The sequence below is a fragment of the Afipia sp. GW823-FHT06G09 genome (assembly GCF_058794875.1).
In genome coordinates this window covers 504,466-528,384 of sequence record NZ_JBXAHF010000002.1, presented here as the reverse complement: position 1 = coordinate 528,384, position 23,919 = coordinate 504,466, and the positions used below count along the sequence as shown (strand labels likewise).

22 protein-coding genes and 1 pseudogene are annotated in these 23,919 nt (G+C 61.9%); 11 read left to right on the top strand and 12 right to left on the bottom strand.

The window, feature by feature from the left end:
• Positions 1-125: 125 nt before the first annotated feature.
• The 7 genes and pseudogenes from AC1Q67_RS10085 to rpsT form a co-directional block, all read right to left on the bottom strand.
• Complete coding sequence (locus AC1Q67_RS10085) at positions 126-875, bottom strand: LEM-3-like GIY-YIG domain-containing protein (RefSeq protein WP_492234229.1); 750 nt, start codon at positions 873-875, stop codon at positions 126-128.
• A gap of 8 nt (positions 876-883) precedes the next feature.
• Entirely contained in the window at positions 884-3,328 is a 2,445-nt protein-coding gene (gene gyrB / locus AC1Q67_RS10080; protein WP_024575695.1) for a DNA topoisomerase (ATP-hydrolyzing) subunit B, read from the bottom strand.
• A gap of 245 nt (positions 3,329-3,573) precedes the next feature.
• Entirely contained in the window at positions 3,574-4,719 is a 1,146-nt protein-coding gene (recF, locus tag AC1Q67_RS10075) for a DNA replication/repair protein RecF (RefSeq protein WP_492235671.1), read from the bottom strand.
• A gap of 81 nt (positions 4,720-4,800) precedes the next feature.
• Positions 4,801-5,087 (bottom strand): annotated as a pseudogene (locus AC1Q67_RS10070) (GIY-YIG nuclease family protein).
• 121 nt (positions 5,088-5,208) lie between these two features.
• Entirely contained in the window at positions 5,209-6,327 is a 1,119-nt protein-coding gene (gene dnaN / locus AC1Q67_RS10065) for a DNA polymerase III subunit beta (protein ID WP_492234230.1), read from the bottom strand.
• 226 nt (positions 6,328-6,553) lie between these two features.
• Complete coding sequence (dnaA, locus tag AC1Q67_RS10060) at positions 6,554-7,990, bottom strand: chromosomal replication initiator protein DnaA (RefSeq protein WP_024575698.1); 1,437 nt, start codon at positions 7,988-7,990, stop codon at positions 6,554-6,556.
• Between the two features lie 1,230 nt (positions 7,991-9,220).
• Positions 9,221-9,487 carry a 30S ribosomal protein S20 gene (gene rpsT, locus AC1Q67_RS10055; RefSeq protein ID WP_006023567.1) on the bottom strand — a complete coding sequence of 89 codons (267 nt, stop codon included), beginning with the start codon at positions 9,485-9,487 and terminating at the stop codon, positions 9,221-9,223.
• A gap of 310 nt (positions 9,488-9,797) precedes the next feature.
• Between rpsT and AC1Q67_RS10050 the strand changes: the two genes are divergently transcribed.
• The 3 genes from AC1Q67_RS10050 to AC1Q67_RS10040 all read left to right on the top strand — a co-directional run bounded on the left by AC1Q67_RS10050 (position 9,798) and on the right by AC1Q67_RS10040 (position 11,637).
• On the top strand, positions 9,798-10,115 hold the full coding sequence (locus AC1Q67_RS10050; protein WP_024575699.1) for a hypothetical protein: 318 nt from the start codon (positions 9,798-9,800) through the stop codon (positions 10,113-10,115).
• Between the two features lie 167 nt (positions 10,116-10,282).
• Positions 10,283-10,936 carry a peptide-methionine (S)-S-oxide reductase MsrA gene (gene msrA / locus AC1Q67_RS10045; RefSeq protein WP_492234231.1) on the top strand — a complete coding sequence of 218 codons (654 nt, stop codon included), beginning with the start codon at positions 10,283-10,285 and terminating at the stop codon, positions 10,934-10,936.
• Between the two features lie 134 nt (positions 10,937-11,070).
• Entirely contained in the window at positions 11,071-11,637 is a 567-nt protein-coding gene (locus AC1Q67_RS10040) for a polysaccharide biosynthesis/export family protein (protein WP_024575701.1), read from the top strand.
• A 133-nt stretch (positions 11,638-11,770) separates the two neighbouring features.
• Here AC1Q67_RS10040 and AC1Q67_RS10035 read toward each other — a convergent pair whose 3' ends face one another.
• Complete coding sequence (locus AC1Q67_RS10035) at positions 11,771-12,103, bottom strand: hypothetical protein (protein WP_024575702.1); 333 nt, start codon at positions 12,101-12,103, stop codon at positions 11,771-11,773.
• A gap of 75 nt (positions 12,104-12,178) precedes the next feature.
• On the opposite strand from AC1Q67_RS10035, the gene AC1Q67_RS10030 reads away from it, so the two are divergent.
• From AC1Q67_RS10030 to AC1Q67_RS10005, 6 genes are all read left to right on the top strand, one after another.
• Entirely contained in the window at positions 12,179-13,531 is a 1,353-nt protein-coding gene (locus AC1Q67_RS10030) for an acyclic terpene utilization AtuA family protein (protein ID WP_492235672.1), read from the top strand.
• 4 nt (positions 13,532-13,535) lie between these two features.
• A complete protein-coding gene (locus tag AC1Q67_RS10025; protein WP_024575704.1) occupies positions 13,536-13,880 on the top strand; it encodes an AtuA-related protein in 345 nt (114 codons plus the stop codon).
• Positions 13,881-14,103: 223 nt separating this feature from the next.
• The gene (locus AC1Q67_RS10020; protein WP_024575705.1) at positions 14,104-15,021 is read left to right on the top strand and encodes a DMT family transporter; all 918 of its coding nucleotides are present in this window, start codon (positions 14,104-14,106) and stop codon (positions 15,019-15,021) included.
• 201 nt (positions 15,022-15,222) lie between these two features.
• Entirely contained in the window at positions 15,223-15,714 is a 492-nt protein-coding gene (locus tag AC1Q67_RS10015; protein WP_024575706.1) for a (2Fe-2S)-binding protein, read from the top strand.
• The gene (locus AC1Q67_RS10010; RefSeq protein ID WP_492234232.1) at positions 15,711-17,996 is read left to right on the top strand and encodes a xanthine dehydrogenase family protein molybdopterin-binding subunit; all 2,286 of its coding nucleotides are present in this window, start codon (positions 15,711-15,713) and stop codon (positions 17,994-17,996) included. The genes AC1Q67_RS10015 and AC1Q67_RS10010 overlap by 4 nt, the downstream gene beginning before the upstream one ends.
• Positions 17,997-18,128: 132 nt before the next feature.
• Positions 18,129-18,362: a hypothetical protein gene (locus AC1Q67_RS10005; RefSeq protein WP_024575708.1), complete on the top strand. Its 234-nt coding sequence runs from the start codon at positions 18,129-18,131 to the stop codon at positions 18,360-18,362.
• A 2-nt stretch (positions 18,363-18,364) separates the two neighbouring features.
• Here AC1Q67_RS10005 and AC1Q67_RS10000 read toward each other — a convergent pair whose 3' ends face one another.
• The 3 genes from AC1Q67_RS10000 to AC1Q67_RS09990 form a co-directional block, all read right to left on the bottom strand.
• A complete protein-coding gene (locus AC1Q67_RS10000) occupies positions 18,365-19,198 on the bottom strand; it encodes an SDR family NAD(P)-dependent oxidoreductase (RefSeq protein ID WP_492234233.1) in 834 nt (277 codons plus the stop codon).
• Positions 19,199-19,221: 23 nt separating this feature from the next.
• Positions 19,222-19,440, bottom strand: coding sequence for a hypothetical protein (locus tag AC1Q67_RS09995; protein ID WP_024575710.1), 219 nt, complete (start codon positions 19,438-19,440; stop codon positions 19,222-19,224).
• A 72-nt stretch (positions 19,441-19,512) separates the two neighbouring features.
• Positions 19,513-19,998 (bottom strand): anthrone oxygenase family protein, encoded by a 486-nt coding sequence (locus AC1Q67_RS09990; RefSeq protein WP_492234234.1) that lies wholly within the window; start codon positions 19,996-19,998, stop codon positions 19,513-19,515.
• 179 nt (positions 19,999-20,177) lie between these two features.
• Between AC1Q67_RS09990 and AC1Q67_RS09985 the strand changes: the two genes are divergently transcribed.
• Together AC1Q67_RS09985 and AC1Q67_RS09980 are read left to right on the top strand one after the other, a co-directional pair.
• The gene (locus AC1Q67_RS09985; protein WP_492234235.1) at positions 20,178-20,432 is read left to right on the top strand and encodes a DUF3551 domain-containing protein; all 255 of its coding nucleotides are present in this window, start codon (positions 20,178-20,180) and stop codon (positions 20,430-20,432) included.
• 304 nt (positions 20,433-20,736) lie between these two features.
• Positions 20,737-22,626 (top strand): GGDEF domain-containing protein, encoded by a 1,890-nt coding sequence (locus AC1Q67_RS09980; protein WP_492234236.1) that lies wholly within the window; start codon positions 20,737-20,739, stop codon positions 22,624-22,626.
• A gap of 15 nt (positions 22,627-22,641) precedes the next feature.
• Here AC1Q67_RS09980 and AC1Q67_RS09975 read toward each other — a convergent pair whose 3' ends face one another.
• Complete coding sequence (locus AC1Q67_RS09975) at positions 22,642-23,628, bottom strand: aliphatic sulfonate ABC transporter substrate-binding protein (RefSeq protein ID WP_492234237.1); 987 nt, start codon at positions 23,626-23,628, stop codon at positions 22,642-22,644.
• Positions 23,629-23,919 lie beyond the last annotated feature (291 nt).

Genomic DNA, 23,919 nt, shown 5'->3' with positions numbered 1-23,919 from the left:
TGCGGTTCTAGCACAAAGCGCTCGGCCAAATGATGACCCGCGCAATGTCGCAGGGCGACCACGGAAGTAGAGGTGGCGCCATTATAGGTATACGTGGCTTCTCGAATACGTCTAAACAGGCGGGTTCACTTCAGGTCGAGCAGGTATCTCACGGGATTAGCCGCGCCCTTCTTGCGCATTGTATCTGGCAAGCGCTTCCGTAAATACAAGCTTGCAATCGTTGCAGGTGCCTCGCGGCCAATAAATCCCCATCTGCCGGGGCGGTCTGCTGCGGTCCCTGGAAAATTCTGTGTCGTCGCTTCGAGCCATTTTTCAGCAACAAAAACACCAACAATCAAACCTTGGCGGACGGCGAGAACGAACTCTGCCTTGGCGGCTTTCTTGGGATCTATCTTCCAAGCATAATGAACTGCCGAGTAAATACTCTGTCTTTCTTCAGCGGACCGGTTGATCGTAATTAGAACTACCTTGTGATCGAAAACAGCTTCGGGCGCTTCATATCGCTCAATAATCTGCTTAGCATGCATCAGACCGCGTTCGTCCGATGCTCTCCCTCCAACCTGGTTGGTGGTTTGCGGATATGCGTCAATCAGCGCTGCTTCAACTTCGAATGCCTGATCTTCAGTTAACCCATGGCGGTGAATGACATGTGCCACTGCAAATCCGCTCAATCGAATCTGGCGAATTCGCTGAATCTTTTCTGAAAGCGAATCGTCGTCGGCATCCAATTCACCCCTTACATGGGCGAAGACTCGATTCTTTAGACCTTTGCCGACGTAGAATGTTTCTCCGTTTCTCGGATCAATAAGCCGATAAACGTAATAACTTAGCTTGTCAGCAACGTGGTTCGAAAACGTATCATTCTTGCTGGCCATTAAGTGCCTTACACGTCCACGTTGGCGTCGAGCGAGTTGTCCTGGATGAACTCGCGGCGCGGTTCGACCACATCACCCATCAGCTTGGTGAAGATGTCGTCGGCGGCGTCGACTTCCTTGACCTTGACCTGCAGCAGCGAACGGGCATTGACGTCGAGCGTCGTCTCCCACAATTGCTGCGGGTTCATTTCGCCGAGGCCTTTGTAGCGCTGATAGGTCACGCCCTTGCGTCCGGCATCGGTGACGGCCTCGAACAGGCTGACCGGTCCGTGGATCGGCGTTTCGGCGTCCTTGCGGCGGAGCACGGCGCTGCGCGGATAAGCCTCCTGCAGCCGTCCCGCATACTCATCGAGCTTGCGCGCCTCGGCGGAGCCGAGCAGCGCGTCGTCGATGATGGCGACATCCTTGACGCCGCGCACGGTGCGCTCGAAGAAATAGCCTTCGCCCTCGGTGAAGCGTCCGACCCAGCCGCGTTCGACCTCGTCGGCCAGCGCATCGAGGCGCTTGGCGATGTAGTCGGCGGCCTGGTTGGCGGTCTCGATGTTGCCGATCACATGAGGGCTGAGCACGCCGGCGATCGCGGCCTGCTCAATCACGGTGCGATTGTAACGGCTATGCAGGCTGTTCAGGATGCCCCGGATGACGCGTGCGTCCTCCAGCAAGGCCTGAAGATCGCGGCCCTTGCGATCCTCGCCGGACGACAGCTTGAGAACGCAGTCATCAAGGCCGGTCTCGATCAGATAGTCCTCCATCGCCCGCTCGTCCTTGAGGTACTGCTCGGACTTGCCGCGCGTCACCTTGAAGAGCGGCGGCTGGGCGATATAGAGGTAGCCGCCTTCGATCAGTGCAGGCATCTGGCGGAAGAAGAACGTCAGCAGCAGCGTGCGGATATGCGCGCCGTCGACGTCGGCGTCGGTCATGATGATGATCTTGTGGTAGCGCAGCTTCGAGATGTCGAAGTCATCGCGGCCGATGCCGGTGCCGAGAGCGGTGATCAGCGTGCCGACCTGCTCCGATGACAGCATCTTGTCGAAGCGTGCGCGTTCGACGTTGAGAATCTTGCCGCGCAACGGAAGAACCGCCTGGAACTCGCGGTTGCGGCCCTGCTTGGCGGAGCCGCCTGCGGAGTCACCCTCGACGATGAACAGTTCGGACTTCGCCGGGTCGCGCTCCTGGCAGTCGGCGAGCTTGCCGGGGAGCGACGCGATATCCAGTGCGCCCTTGCGGCGGGTCAGTTCGCGCGCCTTGCGCGCGGCTTCACGTGCGGCCGCGGCTTCCACCACCTTGCCGACAATGGTCTTGGCCTCGGAGGGATGCTCCTCGAACCACGCGGCGAGTGCTTCGTTGAGCACGTTCTCGACCACGGGGCGCACTTCCGAGGACACCAGCTTGTCCTTGGTCTGCGACGAGAACTTCGGGTCCGGCACTTTCACCGACAGAACGGCCGTGAGGCCTTCGCGGCAGTCGTCGCCGGTCAGCGCGATCTTTTCCTTTTTGGCCATGGCATCGGCATAGCCGGTGACCTGACGCGTCAGCGCGCCGCGGAAGCCCGCCAGATGGGTGCCGCCGTCGCGCTGGGGAATGTTGTTGGTGAAGCAGAGCACGTTCTCGTGGTAGCTGTCGTTCCACCACATCGCGACTTCGACGCTGATGCCGTTCTGCTCCGCGCGCATCACGATGGGCGTCGGCACCACGGGCTTCTTGTTGCGATCGAGATATTTGACGAATTCCTCGACGCCGCCCTCATAGAACAGCTCCTCACGCTTCTCGACAGCGTGGCGCATGTCGGACAGCGTGATGTTGACACCCGAATTCAGGAACGCGAGTTCGCGCAGGCGATGCTCCAGCGTGGCGAAATCGTATTCGATGTTCTTGAAGGTGTCGCTGGAGGCGAGGAACGTCACTTCGGTGCCGCGCTTGCCCTCGGCGGCGTCGCCGACAACCTTCAGCGGCGCAACGGCATCGCCGTGCGCGAAGGCGATGTAATGCTCCTTGCCGCCGCGCCAGATGCGCAGTTCGAGCTTGCTGGAGAGCGCGTTGACGACGGAGACGCCGACACCGTGCAGACCGCCGGAGACCTTGTAGGAGTTCTGGTCGAATTTTCCGCCGGCATGGAGCTGGGTCATGATGACTTCAGCTGCGGAGATGCCCTCCCCCTTGTGAATGTCGGTCGGAATGCCGCGGCCGTCATCGCGCACGGTGACCGAGTTGTCGGGATTGAGGATCACTTCGACGCGCGTGGCGTGACCGGCGAGTGCTTCGTCGATTGCGTTGTCGACGACCTCGTACACCATGTGATGCAGACCGGAGCCGTCATCGGTGTCGCCGATATACATGCCCGGACGCTTGCGAACGGCGTCGAGACCTTTCAGCACGCGGATCGATTCAGCGCCGTATTCCGCACCCGGATTGGAGACAGGTTCGGCGCTGGTTTGCCGGGCTGGTTCGGTCATGAGTGGCCTTCGAAAGTGGTTCGGCAGAAAGATCGAATCGGGCCGCGAAAAATGCGCCTTCGATTGTCGATTTGTGCCATGAAAACAGACAAGCTCCTAGGACAAAGTGACGTCCCGCAAGCTATTGAATAGATGGGGTTTTCAGGCTGTTTTTCAAGGCTCCGAAACGGCATTTTCGGGGCTGTGGAAAAGCCTGATTCGGACCGCCCGAAAGAGGGTCTCCGGCAGCGGGATTGCCGCCTGATTCAATCGCGCGGGCGGCGCTTTACTGTCCCCGCATCGACCTCGAAGACATCCGCGCGCGCACCGATATCCGCGAACGCCGCCGGATCGGCGCCAGTCATCCAGACCTGCGCACCCAGCGCCGCGAGTTCGTCGAACAACGCGGCGCGGCGATTGGGATCGAGATGGGCGACGATTTCATCGAGCAGCAGGAGTGGCGTGATGCCGGTCATCTCGGCCACAAGCGTGGCATGGGCCAGCACCAGCCCGATCAGGAGTGCTTTCTGTTCGCCGGTGGAGGCGTCGCGTGCCGGCATGTTCTTCGGTGCGTAGATGACCTGCAAATCGGTCAGGTGCGGCCCGTTCAGCGTACGGCCTGCGGCTGCATCCTTCGCACGGCTCTCGCGCAGTATTTCGCGATAGCGATCCTCGACGGCGATGGCCGTGTCGGCAAGCAGCGCGTTCTCCATCCAGCCATCCAGTGCGATCAGGGCGGATGGAAATGCCGACGCCGAACCGCGCGCGGCCAGCATCGAACTCAATCGCTGCAATGTCTGGCCGCGCTGGGCGGCGACCGCGACCGCAAGTTCCGCGGTTTCGCGCTCGATGGCGTCGCACCAGTGCGCATCGAAGTTGCGGTCTTCCAGCAGGCGGTTGCGCGACCGCAGCGCGCGGTCCAGCGCCGAGACGCGGCTGGAATGTTCGCTGTCGATCGCCAGCACCAGACGGTCGAAGAAACGCCGGCGCTCCGATGCGGCGCCCATGAACAGGCCGTCCATCGCCGGCGTCAGCCAGACCATGCGCAGATGATCGCCAAAGGCCGCCGCGGAGGTAACCGGCTCGCGGTCGATGCGCACGCGGCGGGGCGAGGATGCGCCGTCGGCGCGCGGGGCATCGATGCCGGTGCCGAGCGTCGCAAGGCCGAGTTCGCCTTCCACCTCGGCGGAGACCGCCCACGAGCCATCGCCCTGGATATCCGCGACGTCATCGAGCGTGGCGCGGCGCAGGCCGCGGCCGGGCGCGAGAAACGAAATCGCCTCCAGGCAATTGGTCTTGCCCGCCCCATTGGCGCCGACCAGCACCACGACATCGCCGCGCACGTCCATGCTTGCCGCGCGGTAGTTGCGGAAGTGCGTGAGACTGAGGCGCAGAATGCGGGAGACGGTCATGGTGGTGATATAGCCCAATGCGCCCGCTCTGAAACCCCGAACCGTCATTGCCGGGCTTGACCCGGCAATCCATCGTCCGCGTTAGCGGACAATCTCACTATAAAGATCGTTCCAATCAGGATTCTGTGCGACGATTAGATCGATCTTCCACTCGCGCGACCGGTGTTTGATGTTTTTTCGCGCTGGAGTGCGGCAGCGATAGTGTCATGCTGCTCGAAATAGACGAGCGCTTTAACGTCATAACGTTTGCTGAAACGCTCAGCGAGTCCTTCACGGTGTTCATAGATGCGCCGTACCAGATCGTTGGTAACACCCACATACAGGGTGCCGCCCGGCCTGCTGGCAAGGATGTAAACCCAGTAGCTCATTCGAAGATGATGGATTGCCGGGTCAAGCCCGGCAATGACGATCTTCAGTTTTGCGAGATCGCACCTCAGGTCTCCTCTCCCACAAGGAGAGGGGAAAGCGCAGCAGTCTGTTCTGGGCGTACTACACCCGCATCGGCATCAGGACGTAAAGCGCGCCCTTGGAGTCCTTGTCCTGCACCAGCGTCGGCGAGCCTGGATCGGCAAGGCGCAGCACCGCGACCTCGCCTTCGATCTGCGCCGCGATGTCGAGCAGGTAGCGCGAATTGAAGCCGATATCGAGCGGGTCGGCGGCGTATTCGACTTCGAGTTCTTCCGTCGCGCTTCCTGAATCGGGATTGGTCACCGACAGCACCAGTTTGCCGGCGGACAGCGCGAGTTTCACGGCGCGGCCACGCTCCGAGGAAATCGTCGAAACGCGGTCCACCGCCGCCTCGAAATCCTTCTTGTCGACGATCAGTTCCTTGTCGTTGTTCTGCGGAATGACGCGGCCGTAGTCGGGGAATGTGCCGTCGATCAGTTTCGAGGTCAGCACAACATCGCCGATGGTGAAACGGATCTTGCCTTGCGACAGTTCGATCTTCAGTTCGGCCTCGTTGTCCTCGATCAGGCGCTGCACTTCGCCGACGGTCTTGCGCGGTACGATGACGCCAGGCATGCCCTCGGCGCTCTTCGGCAGCGGCAAATCGACCTGCGCGAGGCGATGACCGTCGGTCGCGACCGCCCGCAGCGTGGCAGCCTTGGCGGCGCCTGCCGCGTGCAGATAAATGCCGTTGAGGTAGTAGCGGGTTTCTTCGGTCGAGATCGCAAACTGGGTGCGGTCGATCAGCCGCTTCATGTCCGCGGCGGCCAGCGTGAACGAGTGGGTCATGTCGCCGGCGGCGAGATCGGGGAAATCGCTTTCCGGCAGGGTCTGCAGCGTGAAGCGCGAGCGCCCCGCGCGGATCGCCAGCACGGAGCGATCGCCGTCGCCTTCCAGCACGATCTGCGAGCCGTCCGGCAGCTTGCGCACGATGTCGTAGAACATGTGGGCCGGAACGGTGGTCGATCCGCCGGTCGCGGTTTCAGCCGCCAGCGTTTCGGTCACTTCAAGGTCGAGGTCGGTGGCCTTCAGGCTGAGGCGCGACTTGTCGGCGCGGATCAGCACGTTGCCCAATATCGGAATTGTGTTGCGGCGTTCGACCACGCGATGGACGTGGCTCAGCGATTTCAGGAGTTGCGCCCGCTCGACCGTAACCTTCATGACAATTCCGCCCGATCCCAAGTCCATAGCGTGATTGGAGGTGCCGGGCGACTGGACAGCGCGCCGCGGCGACTGAACCCTGCGAACCGGCAAAATGGGAGTTTCGCCGGGGCCGCAGGGGACCGTAAGGTGGCGCGGTTGAACGCGAAGCGCAAGGGCGAGAGCCGCCGGAAGGCGGCTTTCCCCCTTTGTTATCTCAGGTTTTTCCAACCCGGGCGGGGCTGGATCACTCCTGAAGCTGGCGCTTCAGCAGTTCGACCTCGTCGGACAGCGACACATCCTTGGCGACCAGTGCCTCGATCTTGCGCACCGCATGCAGGACCGTGGTGTGATCGCGGCCGCCGAACCGGCGCCCGATTTCGGGCAGGGAGCGCAGCGTCAGTGTCTTGGCCAGATACATCGCGACCTGACGCGGGCGGACCACATTGGCGGTCCGGCGCGAGGAGAGCAGGTCGGAACGGCTGACATTGTACTGTCGGGCGACCACGCGCTGGATGTCCTCGATCTTGACCCGCTTCGGCTCCATCGGCCGGACCAGATCGCGCACTTCGCGCTCGGCCATTTCCAGCGTCACGGCGGTGGCATTGAGCTTGCTGTGAGCGAGGAGGCGGTTGATCGCGCCTTCGAGGTCACGGCCGTTATGGGTGATGGTCTTGGCGAGATATTCCAGCACCGGCATCGGCACATCGAAGGTGGCGTGATGTGCCTTCGCGGCCGACACGCGCGACTTCAGGATTTCGAGCCGCAGTTCTTCGCCAAGCGAACCCATCTCGACGACGAGACCGCCAGCGAGGCGCGAGCGCACGCGGTCGTCGAGGCTTTCCAGATCGGACGGCGGACGATCGGCCGCGATCACGACCTGACGGCCGGCGTCGATCAGCGCGTTCAGCGTGTGACAGAACTCGGACTGGGTCGACTTGCCCTGCAGGAACTGAAGATCGTCGATCACCAGCACGTCGATGCCGCGCAGCGCTTCCTTGAAGGCGAGCGCCGTCTGGGATTTCAGCGCGGCGACGAAGCCGTACATGAATTTCTCGGCGGTCAGGTACAGCACCTTGCGCTCGGGATTTGAATTCCCGGCCCAGGTCACGGCCTGCAGCAGGTGGGTCTTGCCGAGGCCGACGCCGGCATGAATGTAGAGCGGGTTGAACATCACGCTGTCGCCGCGACGGCCTTCCGCGACCTGACGCGCGGCGGCATGCGCCAGCGTGTTCGAGCGGCCCATCACGAAGGTCGCGAAGGTCAGGCGTGGATCGAGCGGCGATCCGCCGAGCGCGTCATGGCTTGCGGACACCGGCGCGGTGGCGGTGTTGCGCAATTCGGGGGCAGGGCGGCTTGCGCCAGTGCCGAGTTCCGGCCGGCGCAGGTCCTGCGGCGCCTTGGCGTCCTTCACCGGCACGGCGCAGCGCATCGCGGTGCGCACGGTCAGTTCAATTCGCTTCACGCTCGGCGCTTCCGACTGCCAGCAGGCGAGAACCCGGTCGGCGTAGTGCGCCTGGATCCAGCTCTTCAGGAACTTGGTCGGGACCGTCATGTGAACGCAGTCATCATGAATGCGCTCGAGGTCCATGCGGGCAAACCAGCTCGTGTAAAAATCCTCGCCGACGTTGGTCCGCAGCCGTCCTTTGAAGCGCGCCCACTGATCGCGCTCGATGTCTGCCAGTTCGATGCCTGCCGGGATTGATTCTGCCGAGATTGTCATTTGCGTTCTGATCTTTTGATTGAGTTGTGGTTCGGCCATTGCCGTGGTGGTGCTCCCCGCTGACATGCGCTTCTTCCGTCACTTGCAGACGCTCCGCCGTTCGGCGCTGACCGCCGCGGGCATCGCTCAGCTTTGGGAAGGAAACGCGTGTCGCGTTAGCGCGTACTGGAATGAGGTGGCGGACCGCAGGGCGCGGCTGGAGTGCTCGCTGAAATGAATTCGCTGGAAATGATTGCTGTAAAGTCGATGTGCCTGCTCTGACTGCTGGACATAGAAATTCCCCCTCCTGCCACGGGAAAACCATGGCAAGTTGTTATCGCCTTGATCTGTTCTAGTCTTTTGTTTCGCCCGACCAGTTGACTGATCAGGCTTCAGCCGCCGCTTCGTTTTGCCCGTCCAAACCTATCCCCTGCCTTCAAGCCGGTGGGTTTTTCCTCTGCGGGGTTTCTCGCTTTGTTACGCGGAGCCCGGAATGATCCGGTCGCCGCGGCGGAGAAATTTTTCGAACAGAAGACCGCTCTCACAACTCACGTGAGCTCAGGCCCGACCATCGCTAGGAAAGCGTCGCTAACTTGCAGACCAACTGACTTGCATGCCCGCCCAAGAGTCTCAAACCGCGCTGATCAAGAGAGCCGTGGGCGACGCGACGTAATAAGAAATACACGAGGCGCTGCGGCTCGCAACGAAATTGATTTCGCATCGCGCGCTCAAAGCGCGACTTGCCGCTGATGCGAAACACCGAGCGGTTCATGACAAAACAGCAAGGTTTTGAATCTGTGCGCAGATTCGAAAAGTCGGACAACTGTCACAAATGGAGCAATCGGCAAAACTTCCTTCATAAATAATTTATGATTCCTCAGGCGACGCATGCGTTTTCCAACTGCTGTCCGCCGCTATGCCGATAAGGCCTTCGCCAAGCGTGTTTTTTTGTGATCGGCAGAACAGGGTAACCCCAGCGCGCGCTTCAAGGCCGGCGCATCAACGCGCTTGCATTTTCAAAATGTCGAAGGCGCGGTGCGTGCCGTTGGCTTGCGCATTTTGAATGGTGTTCGCGTGCCGCTCGCGTTGTCACATGCCGGAGATTGTTTGCGCGTGATGGTGCACGTGCAAAAGAAAAAGCCCGGCGCTGGCCGGGCTTTTGCAGACGATCTTTTTGAAGATCAGTTTTTCGAGACGCGTGCGCCGCGGAACTTACTTGGCGAGCTTGGCGATCTGATGCGTCAGGCGCGACACCTTACGGCTCGCGTTGTTCTTGTGAATGATGTTGCGCTGCGCAGCCTGCATCAGATCCGGCTCGGCCTTCTTCATCGCTTCGAGAGCGGCGGCGCGATCGCCCTTCTTGATGGCTTCTTCGACGTTGCGAACCGAACCGCGCATCTGGGTGCGGCGCGATTTGTTGATCAGGGTGCGGCGAGCAATCTTGCGAGTCGCCTTCTTGGCGGAGGTGGTATTGGCCATGGTCTCTCGGTTTCTCTCGGTCCGTCAGACCGCGGCAGTCGTTGTGAGCCGCCGGGCTGATCGCTATCGACCGTTCGGCCGATGATGGGTGAAAATCGGTGGTCCTGAAAATGTTCTTCGCAAAGAGCCTGTCCAAACAACACACTCTTAAAGAACATCGGCGGCAGGATTGCGCCCGCCGCCAGTTGCGGGTTCTTATAGGGATACTGGCCTGCACCGTCAACGATTTCCGGGCCCATTTTGGGGTTTCCGGGGCCGGGTGGGGCGCCCGCCGGGACCGGCGAAGTGATTGAAATAAATGGGGTGAATGATGATCCGTGGGTTTTTTCGTCTGATTGGGCTGTTTCTGCTGGTCATCGGCTTCCTGTCGCTGGTTTACGACGGAGCCCGGACCATTGCCGACCAGACCCTGCGGATTACGCGGCTCGGAGAGCTCTGGAACGACATCAACCAGGCCAGCCAGCAGTCGTTTCAGGCCATGGTCGAGGGCGTTTCGCCGTTGCTCTGGAGCAGCGTGATGAAGCTTCTGCTCAACCAGCCGGCCTGGGCGGTTCTGGGCATTCTCGGTATCGTGCTGATGCTGCTGTTCCGGCCCTCGAAGCCGTTGATCGGTTATTCCCGAAACTGAGCGGCGGCCTGCCGCAAGGGAATTCGCCTGGCGGGCGGACGGCAAAACCGGATCGCGGATATTTCAAGGGGCGATGCCGGACATATGATGAGCCGTCCGTCCGTAACGCTCTGACAATTGCCGCGTAGAGGCCATATAGAGAGACGCGAACCCGTAAGGAGCACGCCATGTTCTTCTCCCGCAAACCCCTCGATCTGCCGAGCGTCGCCGATGCCCTGCCGGGCCGCGCGACCGCGTTGCCGACGGCGAGAACCCATTTCGTCAACGGGCACGCGCTGAAGGGGCCTTATCCGGAAGGCCTTGAGACTGCGGTTTTCGGTCTCGGCTGTTTCTGGGGCGCCGAACGCAAGTTCTGGGAAATGGACGGTGTCTATGTGACCGCGGTCGGCTATGCCGGCGGGGTGACGCCGAACCCGACATATGAAGAGACCTGCTCGGGCCGCACCGGCCACACCGAAGCGGTGCTGGTGGTGTTCGATCCGAAGAAGGTGTCGTACGACGCGCTGCTGAAGACGTTCTGGGAAAGTCACGATCCGACCCAGGGCATGCGTCAGGGCAACGACATCGGCACGCAGTATCGCTCGGCGATCTACACCACCAGCGACGCGCAGATGACGGCGGCGCTGGCGTCGAAGGACGCCTATAACAAGGCGCTCAACGCCAAGCGGTATGGCTCGATCACCACCGAGATCAAACCGGCTGGCGAGTTCTATTTTGCCGAGGACTATCATCAGCAATATCTGGCGAAGAATCCCGCCGGCTACTGCGGTCTCGGTGGAACCGGTGTGTCGTGCCCGATCGGAGTGGGCGTGAGCGCGTAACGCATGATCCGGAAAAGTGGGAACCGGTTTTCCGATCAGATCATGCGCAACTAACCCCGCGCTTACCCTTTATTAACCATAAATGCTGCAAACCGGGCCTGTCTCTCATTCAGAGGACAGGTCCGGAGCGTTTCATGCGTGCGTCGCGGTTGTCGCTGATCGCTGTCGTTGTTACTGCGCTCGCGCTGACGGGCTGCATGCAGACGTCTGCGTCTGTGACGACCGGCTATGCTCCGGTTGATGAGCCGTATCGGCTCGACGCCGGAGACCGGCTTCGCATTGTTGTTTACGGCCAGGAAGGTCTCACCAACACCTATGCGGTCGGCGCCAGCGGGTCGATCACCATGCCGCTGATCGGCTCGGTCCCCGCACGCGGTCTGACGCCGGCCGAGCTTGCAGCTGCGGTGACGGCGCGCCTGAAGCGAGGCTATCTGCGCGAGCCGTATGTCGCGGCGGAAGTCGAGAGCTACCGTCCGTTCTTCATCCTCGGCGAAGTGACTGCGCCGGGCCAGTATCCCTATGTGCCCAACATGACGGTCGAGAGCGCGGTGGCGATCGCCGGCGGTTTCACCCCGCGCGCGGAGCGCAAGGCCATCCGGCTGACCCGCGTCGGTGAAGGGGGCGCGGCGCAGGCCGTTGTGCCCCCCGGCACGTTCCTCAAGCCGGGCGATACCATCTCGGTTGCAGAACGCTGGTTTTAAGGGACTGTCATTGCCGGGCTTGACCCGGCAATCCATCTTTTCAACGCGCGAACGATGCGCGGGTTAAGCCCGCGCATGACTTGCGGACGTCCTTCCATCAGATGTCGGGGATACCAGAGAGAAGGATGCGGACTTATCGCCACATCCAGTTGCGGCTCCAGTCGGCCTTCCAGCCGGTGAGGCGGCCGCCGCGGAATTGCAGATAGAGCGGATCGTCGCGGAACGACCACCGAGCGCCGACATTGCGGATCACGACAAAAATTTCGTTGCCGGGCTGCCCGCTGACATAGCTCAGCGGTTGCCCGAGCGCGTCGGTTGCGTCCTCCACGCTCATGCCGAACACCAGCGGGGTGTGGTTGGATAGCGTCGTGGTGAAGGGGGAGGGCGGCAGCCGCTCCGCGCGCGCAGCCGCCGGGGTATGCGCAAGAGCGATGGCGACAAGCGAGGCGAAGGCAACTAGTTTCATGCCCAAAGTGTTCATCGGTTTTGCCGGTCAAGGCAAGCCGAAAGACAAATGAAAATTCCGGGGAAGGATCAATTTTTGTCGGGTTTACGGATAGGTGCGGGATCGGCGTGGTGGGGTGACCGCATCGAGCCAGCGAAGCTCAACGCCGAGCAGGGCGATCTCGATTATCTCTGTTTCGAGACCATGGCGGAGGCGACCGTCTCCGCCGCGCAGGTGCGCAAACGGCGCGATCCCTCGTTCCCCGGATATGACACTTATCTCGACGACCGCATGAAGGCGGTGCTGCCCGGTTGTTTGAAACGCGGCACGAAGATCATCAGCAATCAGGGCTGGATCAATCCGGACGGCGCGGCCCAGCGCATCGTTGAATTGCTGCGCGCGCACGGCGCAGCGGGGAAGAAAGTCGCCGCGGTTTCCGGCAGCCTGATCACCGACCGGATCGCGAAACTTGGCGGCACCATTCTGGAAAGCGGCGCGGCGGTGAGTTCGATCGCGCCGGAGATCATTTCCGCCGAAGCCTATCTCGGCGCGGAGCCCATCGTTGAAGCCCTGCGGCAGGGCGCGGACATCGTGATCACCGGGCGTGTTGCCGATCCCTCATTATTTCTCGCGCCGATGATGCATGAATTCGGCTGGCGCGCCGATGACTACACAAAGCTCGGCGCGGGTAGCGGCCTCGGGCATCTGCTGGAATGCGGCGCGCAGGTCACCGGCGGCTATTTCGCCGATCCGGGCTTCAAGGATGTGCCCAACCCGTGGGATCTGGCGTTTCCCATCGCGGAGGTCGAGAGCGACGGCTCTGCGGTGATCGCGAAGGTCGCGGGCACCGGCGGCGTCATCAACGCCATGACGGTGAAGGAGCAGATGCTCTACGAGGTGCATGATCCGGCGAATTACATCACGCCGGATGTGGTGGTGGACTTCACCACGGCTGCGCTTGAACAGGTGGGGCCGGACCGCATGCGTGTCAGTGCCATCAGCGGCAAGCCGCGCACGCCGACTTTGAAAGTCTCGATGGGCTGCATGGAAGGCTTCATCGGCGAGGACATGTTCTTTTATGCCGGTCCCGGTGCGCTGCGCCGCGCGCAGCTCGCCAAAAAGATTCTGGAAGAGCGGTTCCGCATCGTGAATCTCAAGGCCGACGACCTGCGGATCGATTTCCTCGGTCTCAACGCGATCCACGGTGAAGCGACTCCAAACGATGCACCAGAGCCTTATGAGGTCGCGATACGTGTCGCAGCGCGTTGCAAGACGCGCGAGGAAGCTCTGAAAGTCGGCCGCGAGATCGACGGCATGGCGGTCTCCGGTGTCGGCATGACCGGCAAGCGGGTGCCGCATCAGGACCGCGCCCGCGAGATCATCGGCGTGTGGTCCACGCTGGTGCCGCGCGAGGCGGTCCCGCCCGTCATCACCTGGTATGAGAGCTGACGCCATGCTGATCAAACTTGAGCAGGTGGCGCATGTGCGGTCCGGCGACAAGGGCAACACCTCGAACATCGCAGTGATCGCCTATCGCGATGAATTCTATCCGCTGCTGAAGGCGCAATTGACTGCGGCAAAGTTCAAGGAATTCTATCGCGGGGCGATCAAAGGTCGCGTCACGCGTTATGAAGCCGACAATCTGGCGGCGCTGAACTTCGTCGCGGAAGGCGCGCTCGGCGGCGGCGTGTCGCGCAGCCTCAGTCTCGATAACTACGGCAAGGCGCTATCGGCGGCGATCCTCGGCTTTCCGATCGAGGTGCCGGAGAAGTACGCCAACCTGCTGCGCGGCGGATAAACTTCGATCCGCATCGAAACAACAATTGTCTGATATGAGCAAGTATCTGGCTACGAACGAAAAGTGCTCCCTCCCTGGCGGGGAGAGGGTTGGGGTGAGGGGATCTCAATCTATCGAGAGATTCTACGCCCTCACCCGGCGCGCTTTGCGTGCCGACCTCTCCCCACGGGAGAGGTGAATCATTGCTAACCGATACTTCTGGAAAAGAACGTTATAGGCCGACATGACTCTCGCCATCGAGACGCCTCCCGCGCGCACCGCGGTCAACCTTGCCCTGCTGGTGCTGCTGGCGACGCTGTGGGGCGCGGCCTACACACTGGTCAAGATCGGCGTGGAAACCATCCCGCCGCTGACTTTTATTTCCGGGCGTACGCTCATCGCAGGCGGCATCCTGCTGGCGATCATGGCCCTGCGCGGCATCGCCCTGCCGCGCGATCCGGCGGTGTGGAAGCGTTTCATGATTCAGGCCTGTCTCAACAGTGTGGTGCCCTTCACGCTGATCGCCTATGCGGAAACCCATGTCGGTGCCGGCCTCGCGACCATCCTGGGTTCGAATGCGCCGATCTTCGCATTTCTGCTGGCGCTGCTGTTCGTGCGTCACGAACGTCCGACCCTGCGCCAGTCGTTTGGCGTGGCGGCGGGTCTGGCCGGAATCTGTCTGGTCGTGGGCGTCGACGCGTTGAACGGCTTGGGGCAGGACGTTCTCGCGCAGCTGGCGCTGGTCCTCTCCGCCGTGATGTTCGGTGCAGCGGCGCTGTTCGGGCGTAATTTCAACGGGCTCGATCCGATGGTGCCGGCCGCCGGATCCATGATCTGCGGGGCGGTGATGCTGACGCCGCTCAGTCTCATCATCGACCGGCCGTGGACTCTGACGCCGTCGGTGACGTCCATCGCGGCCCTGATCGCACTCGCGGTGTTCTCGACCGCGCTCGCCTTCGTGATTTACTTTCGGCTGATCCAGACGCTTGGATCTGTGGGCACGACCGCGCAGGCATATCTGCGCGTGCCGCTTGGCGTCGGCCTTGGTGTGGTGGTTCTGGGCGAAACGCTCTCGCCAACGGTCTGGATCGGTCTGGTGTGCGTGGTCGTGGGGATCGCTGCGATGACAATTCCCAAGCGCGCGGTCGCACCCATCAGCTAGCCCTTTATCGGCTTGTCGCATCGCACAACTGCAGCGCTGCGTTGCCGCGCATCATTTTGACCGATTCTAATTCTGTTGCCAGCAGTTGCAAACGCGACCATGCTCCGGTGGCTCGTTACCGACCGGTGCGTGACGGGCGGACGACCTCGATGTGAGTCATCGCCGTAAGCGATGTCGTGCACCGGCGGGGAAACGCAAAAGATGCCAACGATAAGCATTAACGGACGGAATGTGTCCGTCGACGCGGCGAACGACACGCCGCTGCTCTGGGTTATCCGCGAACAACTTCAAATGACAGGGACGAAATTTGGCTGCGGCGCAGGTCTTTGCGGCGCATGCACCGTGCACGTCAACGGCGAAGCGGTGCGCTCCTGCCAGACCGCACTGAGCGACGTCGCCGGCAAGAAGATCACCACCATCGAAGGGCTGAGCGCCAAGGGCGATCATCCGCTGCAGAAGGCATGGATCCTCGAGCAGGTGCCGCAATGCGGTTACTGCCAGTCCGGCCAGATCATGCAGGCGGCCTCGCTGCTCGCCAAGAACACCAATCCGACGAAGGATGAAGTGGTTGCGCATATGGACGGCAATCTGTGCCGCTGCATGACCTATTCGCGCATTCAGAAGGCGATCATGCGCGCTGCCAATGACATGCGCACCGCGTCGAATGCGCCGACCAATCGGAGCGCAACATGAACAAGCACATCAAGGCCGATTCATCGACAGACCTCACCCGCCGCTCGTTCATTGTCGGCACATCCGCAGCAGGCCTCGCGCTTGGCTTCGCCTCCGTTCCGGGATCATCGGCGCTCGCCGCCCCGGCCACGCCCGCGGCGTTCGATCCGAGCGTGTGGTACTCGATCGCGCCGGACGGGCTTGTCACCGTGACCTGCGGCAAGGCCGACATGGGCCAGCACATTGCGTCCACCATGGCGCAGCTTGTGGCCGAAGAACTCGGCGCGAGCTGGAAGGACATGCGGGTTCAGCTCGCGTCCAACGATCCGAAGTACAACGATCCGGTTCTCGGCGCGCAGATCACGGGTGGCTCCTGGAGCACCATGATGAACTTCGACGCCATGAGCCGCGCGGGCGCTGCCGGCCGCATTGCGTTGACCGAGGCTGCTGCCGGTATCATGGGTGTCCCGGCCAGCGAACTCGTGGTGCGTGATTCCAGAATCTCGCATGCGAAGTCGAAGAAGTCGCTGAGCTTCGCGGAGATTGTCAAGAGCGGCAAGGCCACCAAGAAGTTCTCTGCCGATGAGCTAAAGGCACTCAAGCTCAAGACGCCGGATCAGTACACCTTGGTCGGTCAGTCGATTCCGCAGATCGACATTCCGTCGAAGACCAACGGCACGGCGAAGTACGGCATCGATACGTTCCTGCCGGGCATGGTCTACGGCAAGATCGTGATGCCGCCGGTGCGCTATGGCGCAACGGTGAAGTCGGTCGATGACAGCGCAGCAAAGAAGGTGCCGGGCTTCATCAAGGCGGTGACGCTGGAGGACAAGACCGGCACCACCACGGGCTGGGTGGTGGCGGTGGCCAACACCTATGCCAACGCCAAGAAGGCGGCGGACGCGCTCAAGGTCACCTACGACAACGGGCCTAATGCCAAGGTCTCCAGCGAATCCCTGCTGGCGGAAGCCAAGCGTTTGCAGGCCGACAACGCGTCGGGGCTGTTCTTTGTCAAGAACGGCGACACGGCGGAAGCGCTTGGCAAGGCATCGAAGGTGATGGAGGCGGAATACACCACCAACATCAACATCCATGCGCCGATGGAGCCGATGAATGCCACGGCCGAGCTGAAGGGCGACATCTGGCATGTCTACACCGGCAACCAGTTCGCCACCCGCTCGGGCGCGATCGCGGCCGGTGCGCTTGGTGTCGATCCGAAGTTCATTGTCATGCATCAGGCTTGGCTGGGCGGCGGCTTCGGCCGGCGTCTCGACGGCGACATGCTGATTCCGGCGGTGCTTGCGGCGAAGGCCGTCGGCAAGCCGGTGAAGGTCATCTACTCGCGCGAGGACGACACCACCATGGACTTCTCGCGGCCGTTGACCTTCCAGAAGATCAAGGCCGGTCTCGACGACAGCGGCAAGCTGGTGGCGTTCAATCATGACGTTGTCAGCGCCTGGCCGACCAAGCGATGGGGCATCCCGGCGTTCCTGTCGCCGGATGTCGAGAAGAAGGGCGCGCTCGATGCCTTCACGGTGAACGGCGCGGACTTCTTTTATACGGTGCCCAACCACAATGTCCGCGCCATCATCAACGAGCTGGCGCAGTCGGCGACGCCATCGGGCCAGTTGCGCTCGGTGGCTCCCGGCTGGACCTTCTGGGCGGTGGAAAGCATGCTCGACGAACTTGCGGTGGCGGCGGGGAAAGACCCGGCGCAATTCCGCATCGACATGCTCGACGGCGCGGGCGCCAATGCCGGCGGCGCGCAGCGGCTGCGCAACACGCTGCTCGCGGCGATGGGCCTTGCCGGTTACGGCACCAAGAAGCTGCCCAAGGGCGAAGGCATGGGCGTTGCCTGCGTGTCGTCGCAGGAACGCGCTACCGCGAGCTGGACGGCGTGTGTCGCCCATGTCGCGGTGGACGACAGCGGCGAGGTCAAGGTGAAGAAACTCACCGTGGCCACCGATGTCGGCACGCAGGTCAACCCGGACGGCATCCGCGCCCAGGTCGAGGGCGCGGCGCTGTGGGGCATGTCGCTGGCGCTGTTCGAGAAGGCCACCATGAAGGATGGTGCGATTGAGCAGACCAATTTCGACACCTACACGCCAATGCGGATGAGCCAGATTCCGGAGGTGGCGCTTGCCGTCATCGCCAATGGCGAACCTGCCACCGGTGTGGGCGAACCCGCGGTGACCGTGGTCGCTCCGGCGCTGGCCAATGCGATCTACAACGCGGTCGGCGCGCGGGTGCGCTCGTTGCCGATCACGGCGGAAGCGGTGAAGGCCGGCATGAAGAAGGCCTGATCACCCGACTGGTCAAACGAAAGCCGGAGCATCAACGATGCTCCGGCTTTCTGTTGGGATGCGATCCGGAAAATAGCCCTCATATGGAAGCTGTGCAATTGACCACGATTGCGCCGCGCGCGATCATGACAAATGACTGGAAAATTCCAGAACAAGCTTCCGGAGTGGCGAGGCAGTCTTGAACGGGCCTTGCTGCCGATCCTGATTTTCGCACCGTCGGTCACCGTGCTGTGCTGGGTGGCGGCCTGGATCTTCCGCGACGAATTTGTCTTCAAGGCCGTGCTGATCGGGCTTGGCTGTTTCGCCATCGTGCTCGGAGCCGTGGCCTGTCTGCTGGTGCTTTTGAAGCGGATCGACCGCGAGTGAGGTCAGTCCTTTTTCACCGGCACCCTTCGCCGGGTCATCGCATCGACCACGCGGTCCGGTGTCAGCGCACGACCAATCGGACCAAGATGCGCGATCACGCCGACGCTGTAACGCGTTCGCGGCCGCTTCACCGTCGCAGCCTTGAACACCGCACGGGCGACTGTTTCGGCGCTCATCACCCCGAACCCGCGCGGATCGAGAAAATCGTGCATATAGGCCGCGAGCCGCTGCTTGAAAAAGGCATAGGGGCTGTCCGGCCCGGTATCCGGAATCTGTTTCAGCAGTGTCGCCTCGAAGTGCGTGGCGATGGGCCCCGGCAGCACGTTGACCACGTCGATCCCGAACGGTTCGACCTCGGGACGCAGCGCATCGGTCAATGCTTCAATGGCGAATTTCGTGGCGTGATACGCGCCGCCGCCGATTGAACTGACACGGCCGGCGACTGAGCTGACATTGACGATCCGCCCATGCCCGGTGCGGCGCATCGCCGGCAGCACCAGCTGCGTCAGCCGCAGGCCGCCAAAAACATTGGTTTCGAACTGCCGCCGTAGCGCGTCGAGCGTAATTTCCTCGAGCGGGCCGTACTGGCCATAACCCGCGTTGTTGACCAGTATCTTCACTGCGCCGAATTCGTGCTCAATGGCCTCCACCGCTGCGCGCCGCGCTGCTTCATCGGTGACATCGAGTGCGAGCGTGCGGCAGCCCAGCGTGCGCAGCTCCTCGAGTGTGGAAATGTCGCGCGCCGTTGCGAACGTCTCGTAGCCCGCGGCGCGGAAGAGTCTTGCCGCTGCCCGGCCGACGCCGCTTGAGCATCCGGTTATGAGCACAGGGCCCATCGCATTCCTGCTGAGGACTTCCGTCATTTGCGGCGAGCGGTTGTCTTCTTGCGCTTGGCGCGGGGAGCGGAGGCTTTTGCGCTTCTGCGCAATGCCTCCCGCAGGTCCTTCGGCACGCCGTGCTTTTTCAGGAGATCGGCGAAGGATTCATCGGCCAGTTCCTGAAGCGTCGCCATCCGGTCACGGCCGAGCTGCACCAGGGCCTGATAGGTTGTCTCGTCGAATTCGATGACCTTGCGCATGCCAACCCCTCATATGACCGGGCATTCAGGCTGTCATCATACAAGGGATTCCATCGCCTCCGGTCAACGCTTTCAGCGTGCGACAAGTGCGACCACGAACAATGCGCTGGCAGCGGCCGAGGCAACCGTCCGCACATGATTCCAGAAGGTCCAGTCCTTCAGGTAACGCGCCCACACCGCCGCGGCGTCGGCACTGGCCGGATCGACGGCGTCGAGGGCGTTGTTGAGCGGCACGTTGAAGATCACCGTGCAGACGAACATGCCGACCACATACAGAAGACCTGCCGCAAGCGTGGCTGTCGCGGCGATCTCTCCGAGGCGAAACAGCGCCAGTCCCGCGAGCAGCAGGGCCGCCAGTGTCGTTCCCCAGAACAACGGCATGAACAGCGATTGCAGGATCGTGGTGTTGATCGACTGCATCGCGGAAATGCCATGCGCCTGCGGAATTCGGCCAAGCGCGGTCATGATGAAGGTGGAAAAGGCAAAATACAGCCCGGCCATCATGCCGCAGCCGAGCGCCGAGAACCACAGCAGTACTGTAGAAACGGACTGGTCCATGTCTCATGCCCTCCATGCGCCGGTTGCGGCTGCCCTGCAGACATAGTGGCGGCGTTTTCGAGCGGGAGCTACGGGAGTGCCCGCCCCACGCGCATGGTCACATATTCGTTTCTTGACGGATCGGGAAAGCCGGAGGAACGCTTCAAGGCGGGCCCGTTCCGCTCGGGAGATTGCCAACGATGAATGGACAGAAGATTATTGTGGCCGCGGCGGCGTTTGCGGCGTTTTTGATTCTCGGTACCGGCCCATCGGCCGCGCGCGATTATCCGTTTTGCAGGAAGGCTGAGGCGGGGCCGGGCGATTGCCGGTATGATACATACGAGCAGTGTCTGGCTGCGGTCTCCGGCACGGCTGGTTACTGCCAGCAGAATTTCTGGCTCGCGCCCGCAGGGCAGGGAAGTCAGCCGCGCCGCGCGCGCCCCGTGCCCCGATAGCAATACCGCTATCTTGCCAAAGGAGACGGCGAGGCGTGTAAACGATGCGCCTTGTTGATGCGTCCGCCCGTTATACATGTCACGGCCGGTTAAGCTGAATTTTCCCCTAACGCGCTCGAACCATGCGTGAAGACACGGCGCTGTTGCCGGTGTTTGCGCAGCTTTTCCCCGTACGCTCAACCGGCGCTCGGGTGCAGCCAGCTGTGGGTCCAATCTTAACTGTGTCATTTTACTCAAATGAAATCTCCGCATGTGCTTATGGCGGCAGATGCAGAAGCGCCGTGATGAAGGACCAGCAAGAACGATGACCTCGCGGTCCATCAACCATTTCGGAGCGAGCCTGCAACGGATGAAAAGCCGGTTCGTGCGCAGCATGCCGTGCGGCAGCGACCACAGCCTGCGCCGCAAGCTGCTGATCGGCACCGGCGTTGCTCTCATCTGCACCGCGATCCTTGCCGTCAGCGTGATCGGTCAATCGCTCGATGATTATCGCCACGCCCGGCAGAATCTTCGCGGGCTGGAAAGTTTCCGGCTGATCCTCGATACCGCCAATCTTCTGTCGGCCGAGCGGGGGCCGTCGAACAGCGTGCTGGGCGCGACCGCCGCGGAGCATGGTGTGCTCCGCGAACGCCTGACCGCATTCCGCGCCCGCTCGGACGCGATTCTCGATCAGCTATCCACGGAGGCCGGTGTTCCGCCGGAATTGCTCGATGCGACAAGGGCGCAGCTTCGGAAGGGTCGGCAGGAGGTAGACCGGGTCGCAGCCATTCCGCGCGATCGCCGCCGGCTCGAAGACGTGCAGTCGGTCATCGAGAACATGTTCGAGGTGGTCGATATCTTTCAATCCGTGGTCACATGGAAAGCCGGCGACCTGACGACGCAGAATCCCGAACTGGCGGCGCCTGTCATGGTCGGGCGGATTTTCGGAGAGCTGCGGGAGTATGGCGGCAGGATCGCGTCGCAGATCATGGCGCCGATCGCCGTCAGTCAGCCCTTGCAGTTGAAACACCTCGTGGACAGCAACCGGACGCGTGGCCGCATTCTGGAGCTGTGGCGGCTGGCCGGGAATCAGAAAGTTATCGGCATCCACGATCCGCGCCTTGCGTCTGATCTGGGCGATGCGGAACTGATGTTTTTCGGTGAAGGCTTGGGCATACTCGACGGGCTGATTGTGGAGGGCCGGAAATCGGGCAACTACTCCATGACAGCCGACGAGTTCACCGTCCGCTTCGTGAAAACCCTGAAGCCGCTGGAACGTCTGCGCGGAGATTTCCTCGACGTCACCATTGAGCGTTTGACCGAACTCCGCAACGGCGCTCTCGCGATCCTTGCGGTGACGATCACGATCACGATGGTTATCCTGGCCATTCTCGCCGGACTGCTGATCGCGGCCCAGCGCTTTGTGTTCGGTCCGTTGATGCGGGCGCGGGAAGCCGTGATCGTGCTGGCGGAAGATCGGCCCACCGTGCCGTATCAGGAGCCGCCTCATCACGCCACCGAAATGCGACGGCTGTTCGACGCCATCGCGATCCTGCGCGACAGTCTGGCCGAGCGCGCCTCGCTGACAAAGAAGCTCAAGCAGCAGGCGGAGACAGACGGCCTGACCGGTCTGATGAATCGCCGCGCAATCGATATGATCGGCGAAAGTCACACCAGCAGTCAGGTGATGGCAGACGGCGCCTGCCTGATTCTGATGGATATCGATCACTTCAAGTCGATCAACGACCGTTACGGTCATCTCGAAGGCGATCACGTTTTGAAGGAGAGCGTGCGGCTGGTGCGCGCGATGCTTGGCCCGAACGATATCTTCGCCCGGTTTGGCGGCGAGGAATTTGTCATCCTGATTCCAGGGCATGATCTTGGCGAGGCGAATGCGCTGGCGAAGCGGATTCGCGCCGCGCTGGAAACGCACGAGATTATCCTGTCCAACGGCGCCGCACTGAGCGTGACGGCGAGCTTCGGCGTTGCCAGAGGCAATCTCGGTCAGCTCGCATGGCGGCGGCTGGTCGAGGCCGCCGATGCCGCGCTCTACCGTGCAAAATCCGACGGCCGCAACTGCGTGCGTCATGCCCTGACATCGCAGCCGACATTGGTGCCGGATCTGCCGGAAGAAGGCGCTCTGAATTTGTCGCGTGAAAATGCGCCGCAGACGCTTGCCATCGTTGGAGGAGCGCCTGCGGCGAAGCGTTCGTAGCGAGCCGTCAGCACATCACGGCGCGTTCGGCGCCCAGATCTTGACGGCGGCAGTGTCCAGCTTTTTCGGAATCAGACCCTCGCCGAGGAACGCATCGGCGATTTTCTGCTGCTCGCTGAGGCCCGCAGGCGTGACCGCACCAACGCCGTAGCTGCGGTGGCTGTTGGCTTCCTCGACGGTCGCGGCGTCGATGCCCCACAGTCCGGCCAGCAGCGTGGCAGCTTCCTTCGGATTGGCCTTCACCCATTTGCCGGTATCGCGCAGCTTGGCGAACACGATGTTCAGCACGTCGCTGCGGCGGTCTGCGAAGCTTTCCGAGGCGAGATAGTAGCGCTTGTAGCTCGCAAGGCCGCCGCTGCCGTCGGTGAGAATGCTCGCGCCGGACTGCCGCTGCGCGCTGGTGAGGAAGGGATCCCATGCCACCCAGGCATCGACATTGTTGCTGACGAACGCCGCGCGGCCGTCCGCCGGTGCAAGATAGGCGGGCGTGATGTCCTTGAAGTTCAGTCCAGCCTTGCCGAGTGCTGCGAGCAGCAGATAGTGGCTGCCGGCGCCCTTGGTCACCGCGATCTTCTTGCCCTTCAGATCCGTCAGCGTCTTGATCGGCGAATCCTTGGTGACGAGGATCGCCTGTGCTGCGGGGGACGCGCTTTCTTCGGCCACATAGGCGAGTTTCGATCCCGCCGCCTGCGCGAAGATCGGGACGGTGTCGGCGACATCCGCACCGAAGTCGAGATTGCCGACGCCGAGCGATTCCAGCAGCGGAAGACCGCTGGAGAATTCATGCCATGAGACCTTCACGTTGAGCGGGGCGAGCGCCTTGTCGAGTTCGCCGTTGGCACGCAGAACCGCAATCAGCGTCGATGATTTCTGCAAGCCAATGCGGATCTGATCGGCGGGCTTGTCCTGCGCGAGCGATGCCGTCGCTGCGAGCATGATCGATGCGGCAGTGAGCGCACCGGAAAGCAATCTGGAACCGGATAATCTGAAGCGTTGCGTCATCGTTTCTTGATCCTTGGCATGGGTTGATCCGCTGATCTTGCTTGGGAAGCGCAATCATGACGGCCTCTGGCGAGAGACTGTAGAAAACAAGCCGGACAATGAGTTGCCAAAGTTCCGATACCCGCCGCGCGTTTCATTCTCAATTTCAACGGCGGCGTGAAATGAATGCGCGACGACAAATTGTTGTTTGTTGTGCGCGCATGAGGGATCAGGGGCTTCAAGGCTGTGTCTTGTTCGGCTCACCCCGGCGTGATGAAAATCGATGCAGAAAAATCAATCTGCGTTCTGTGT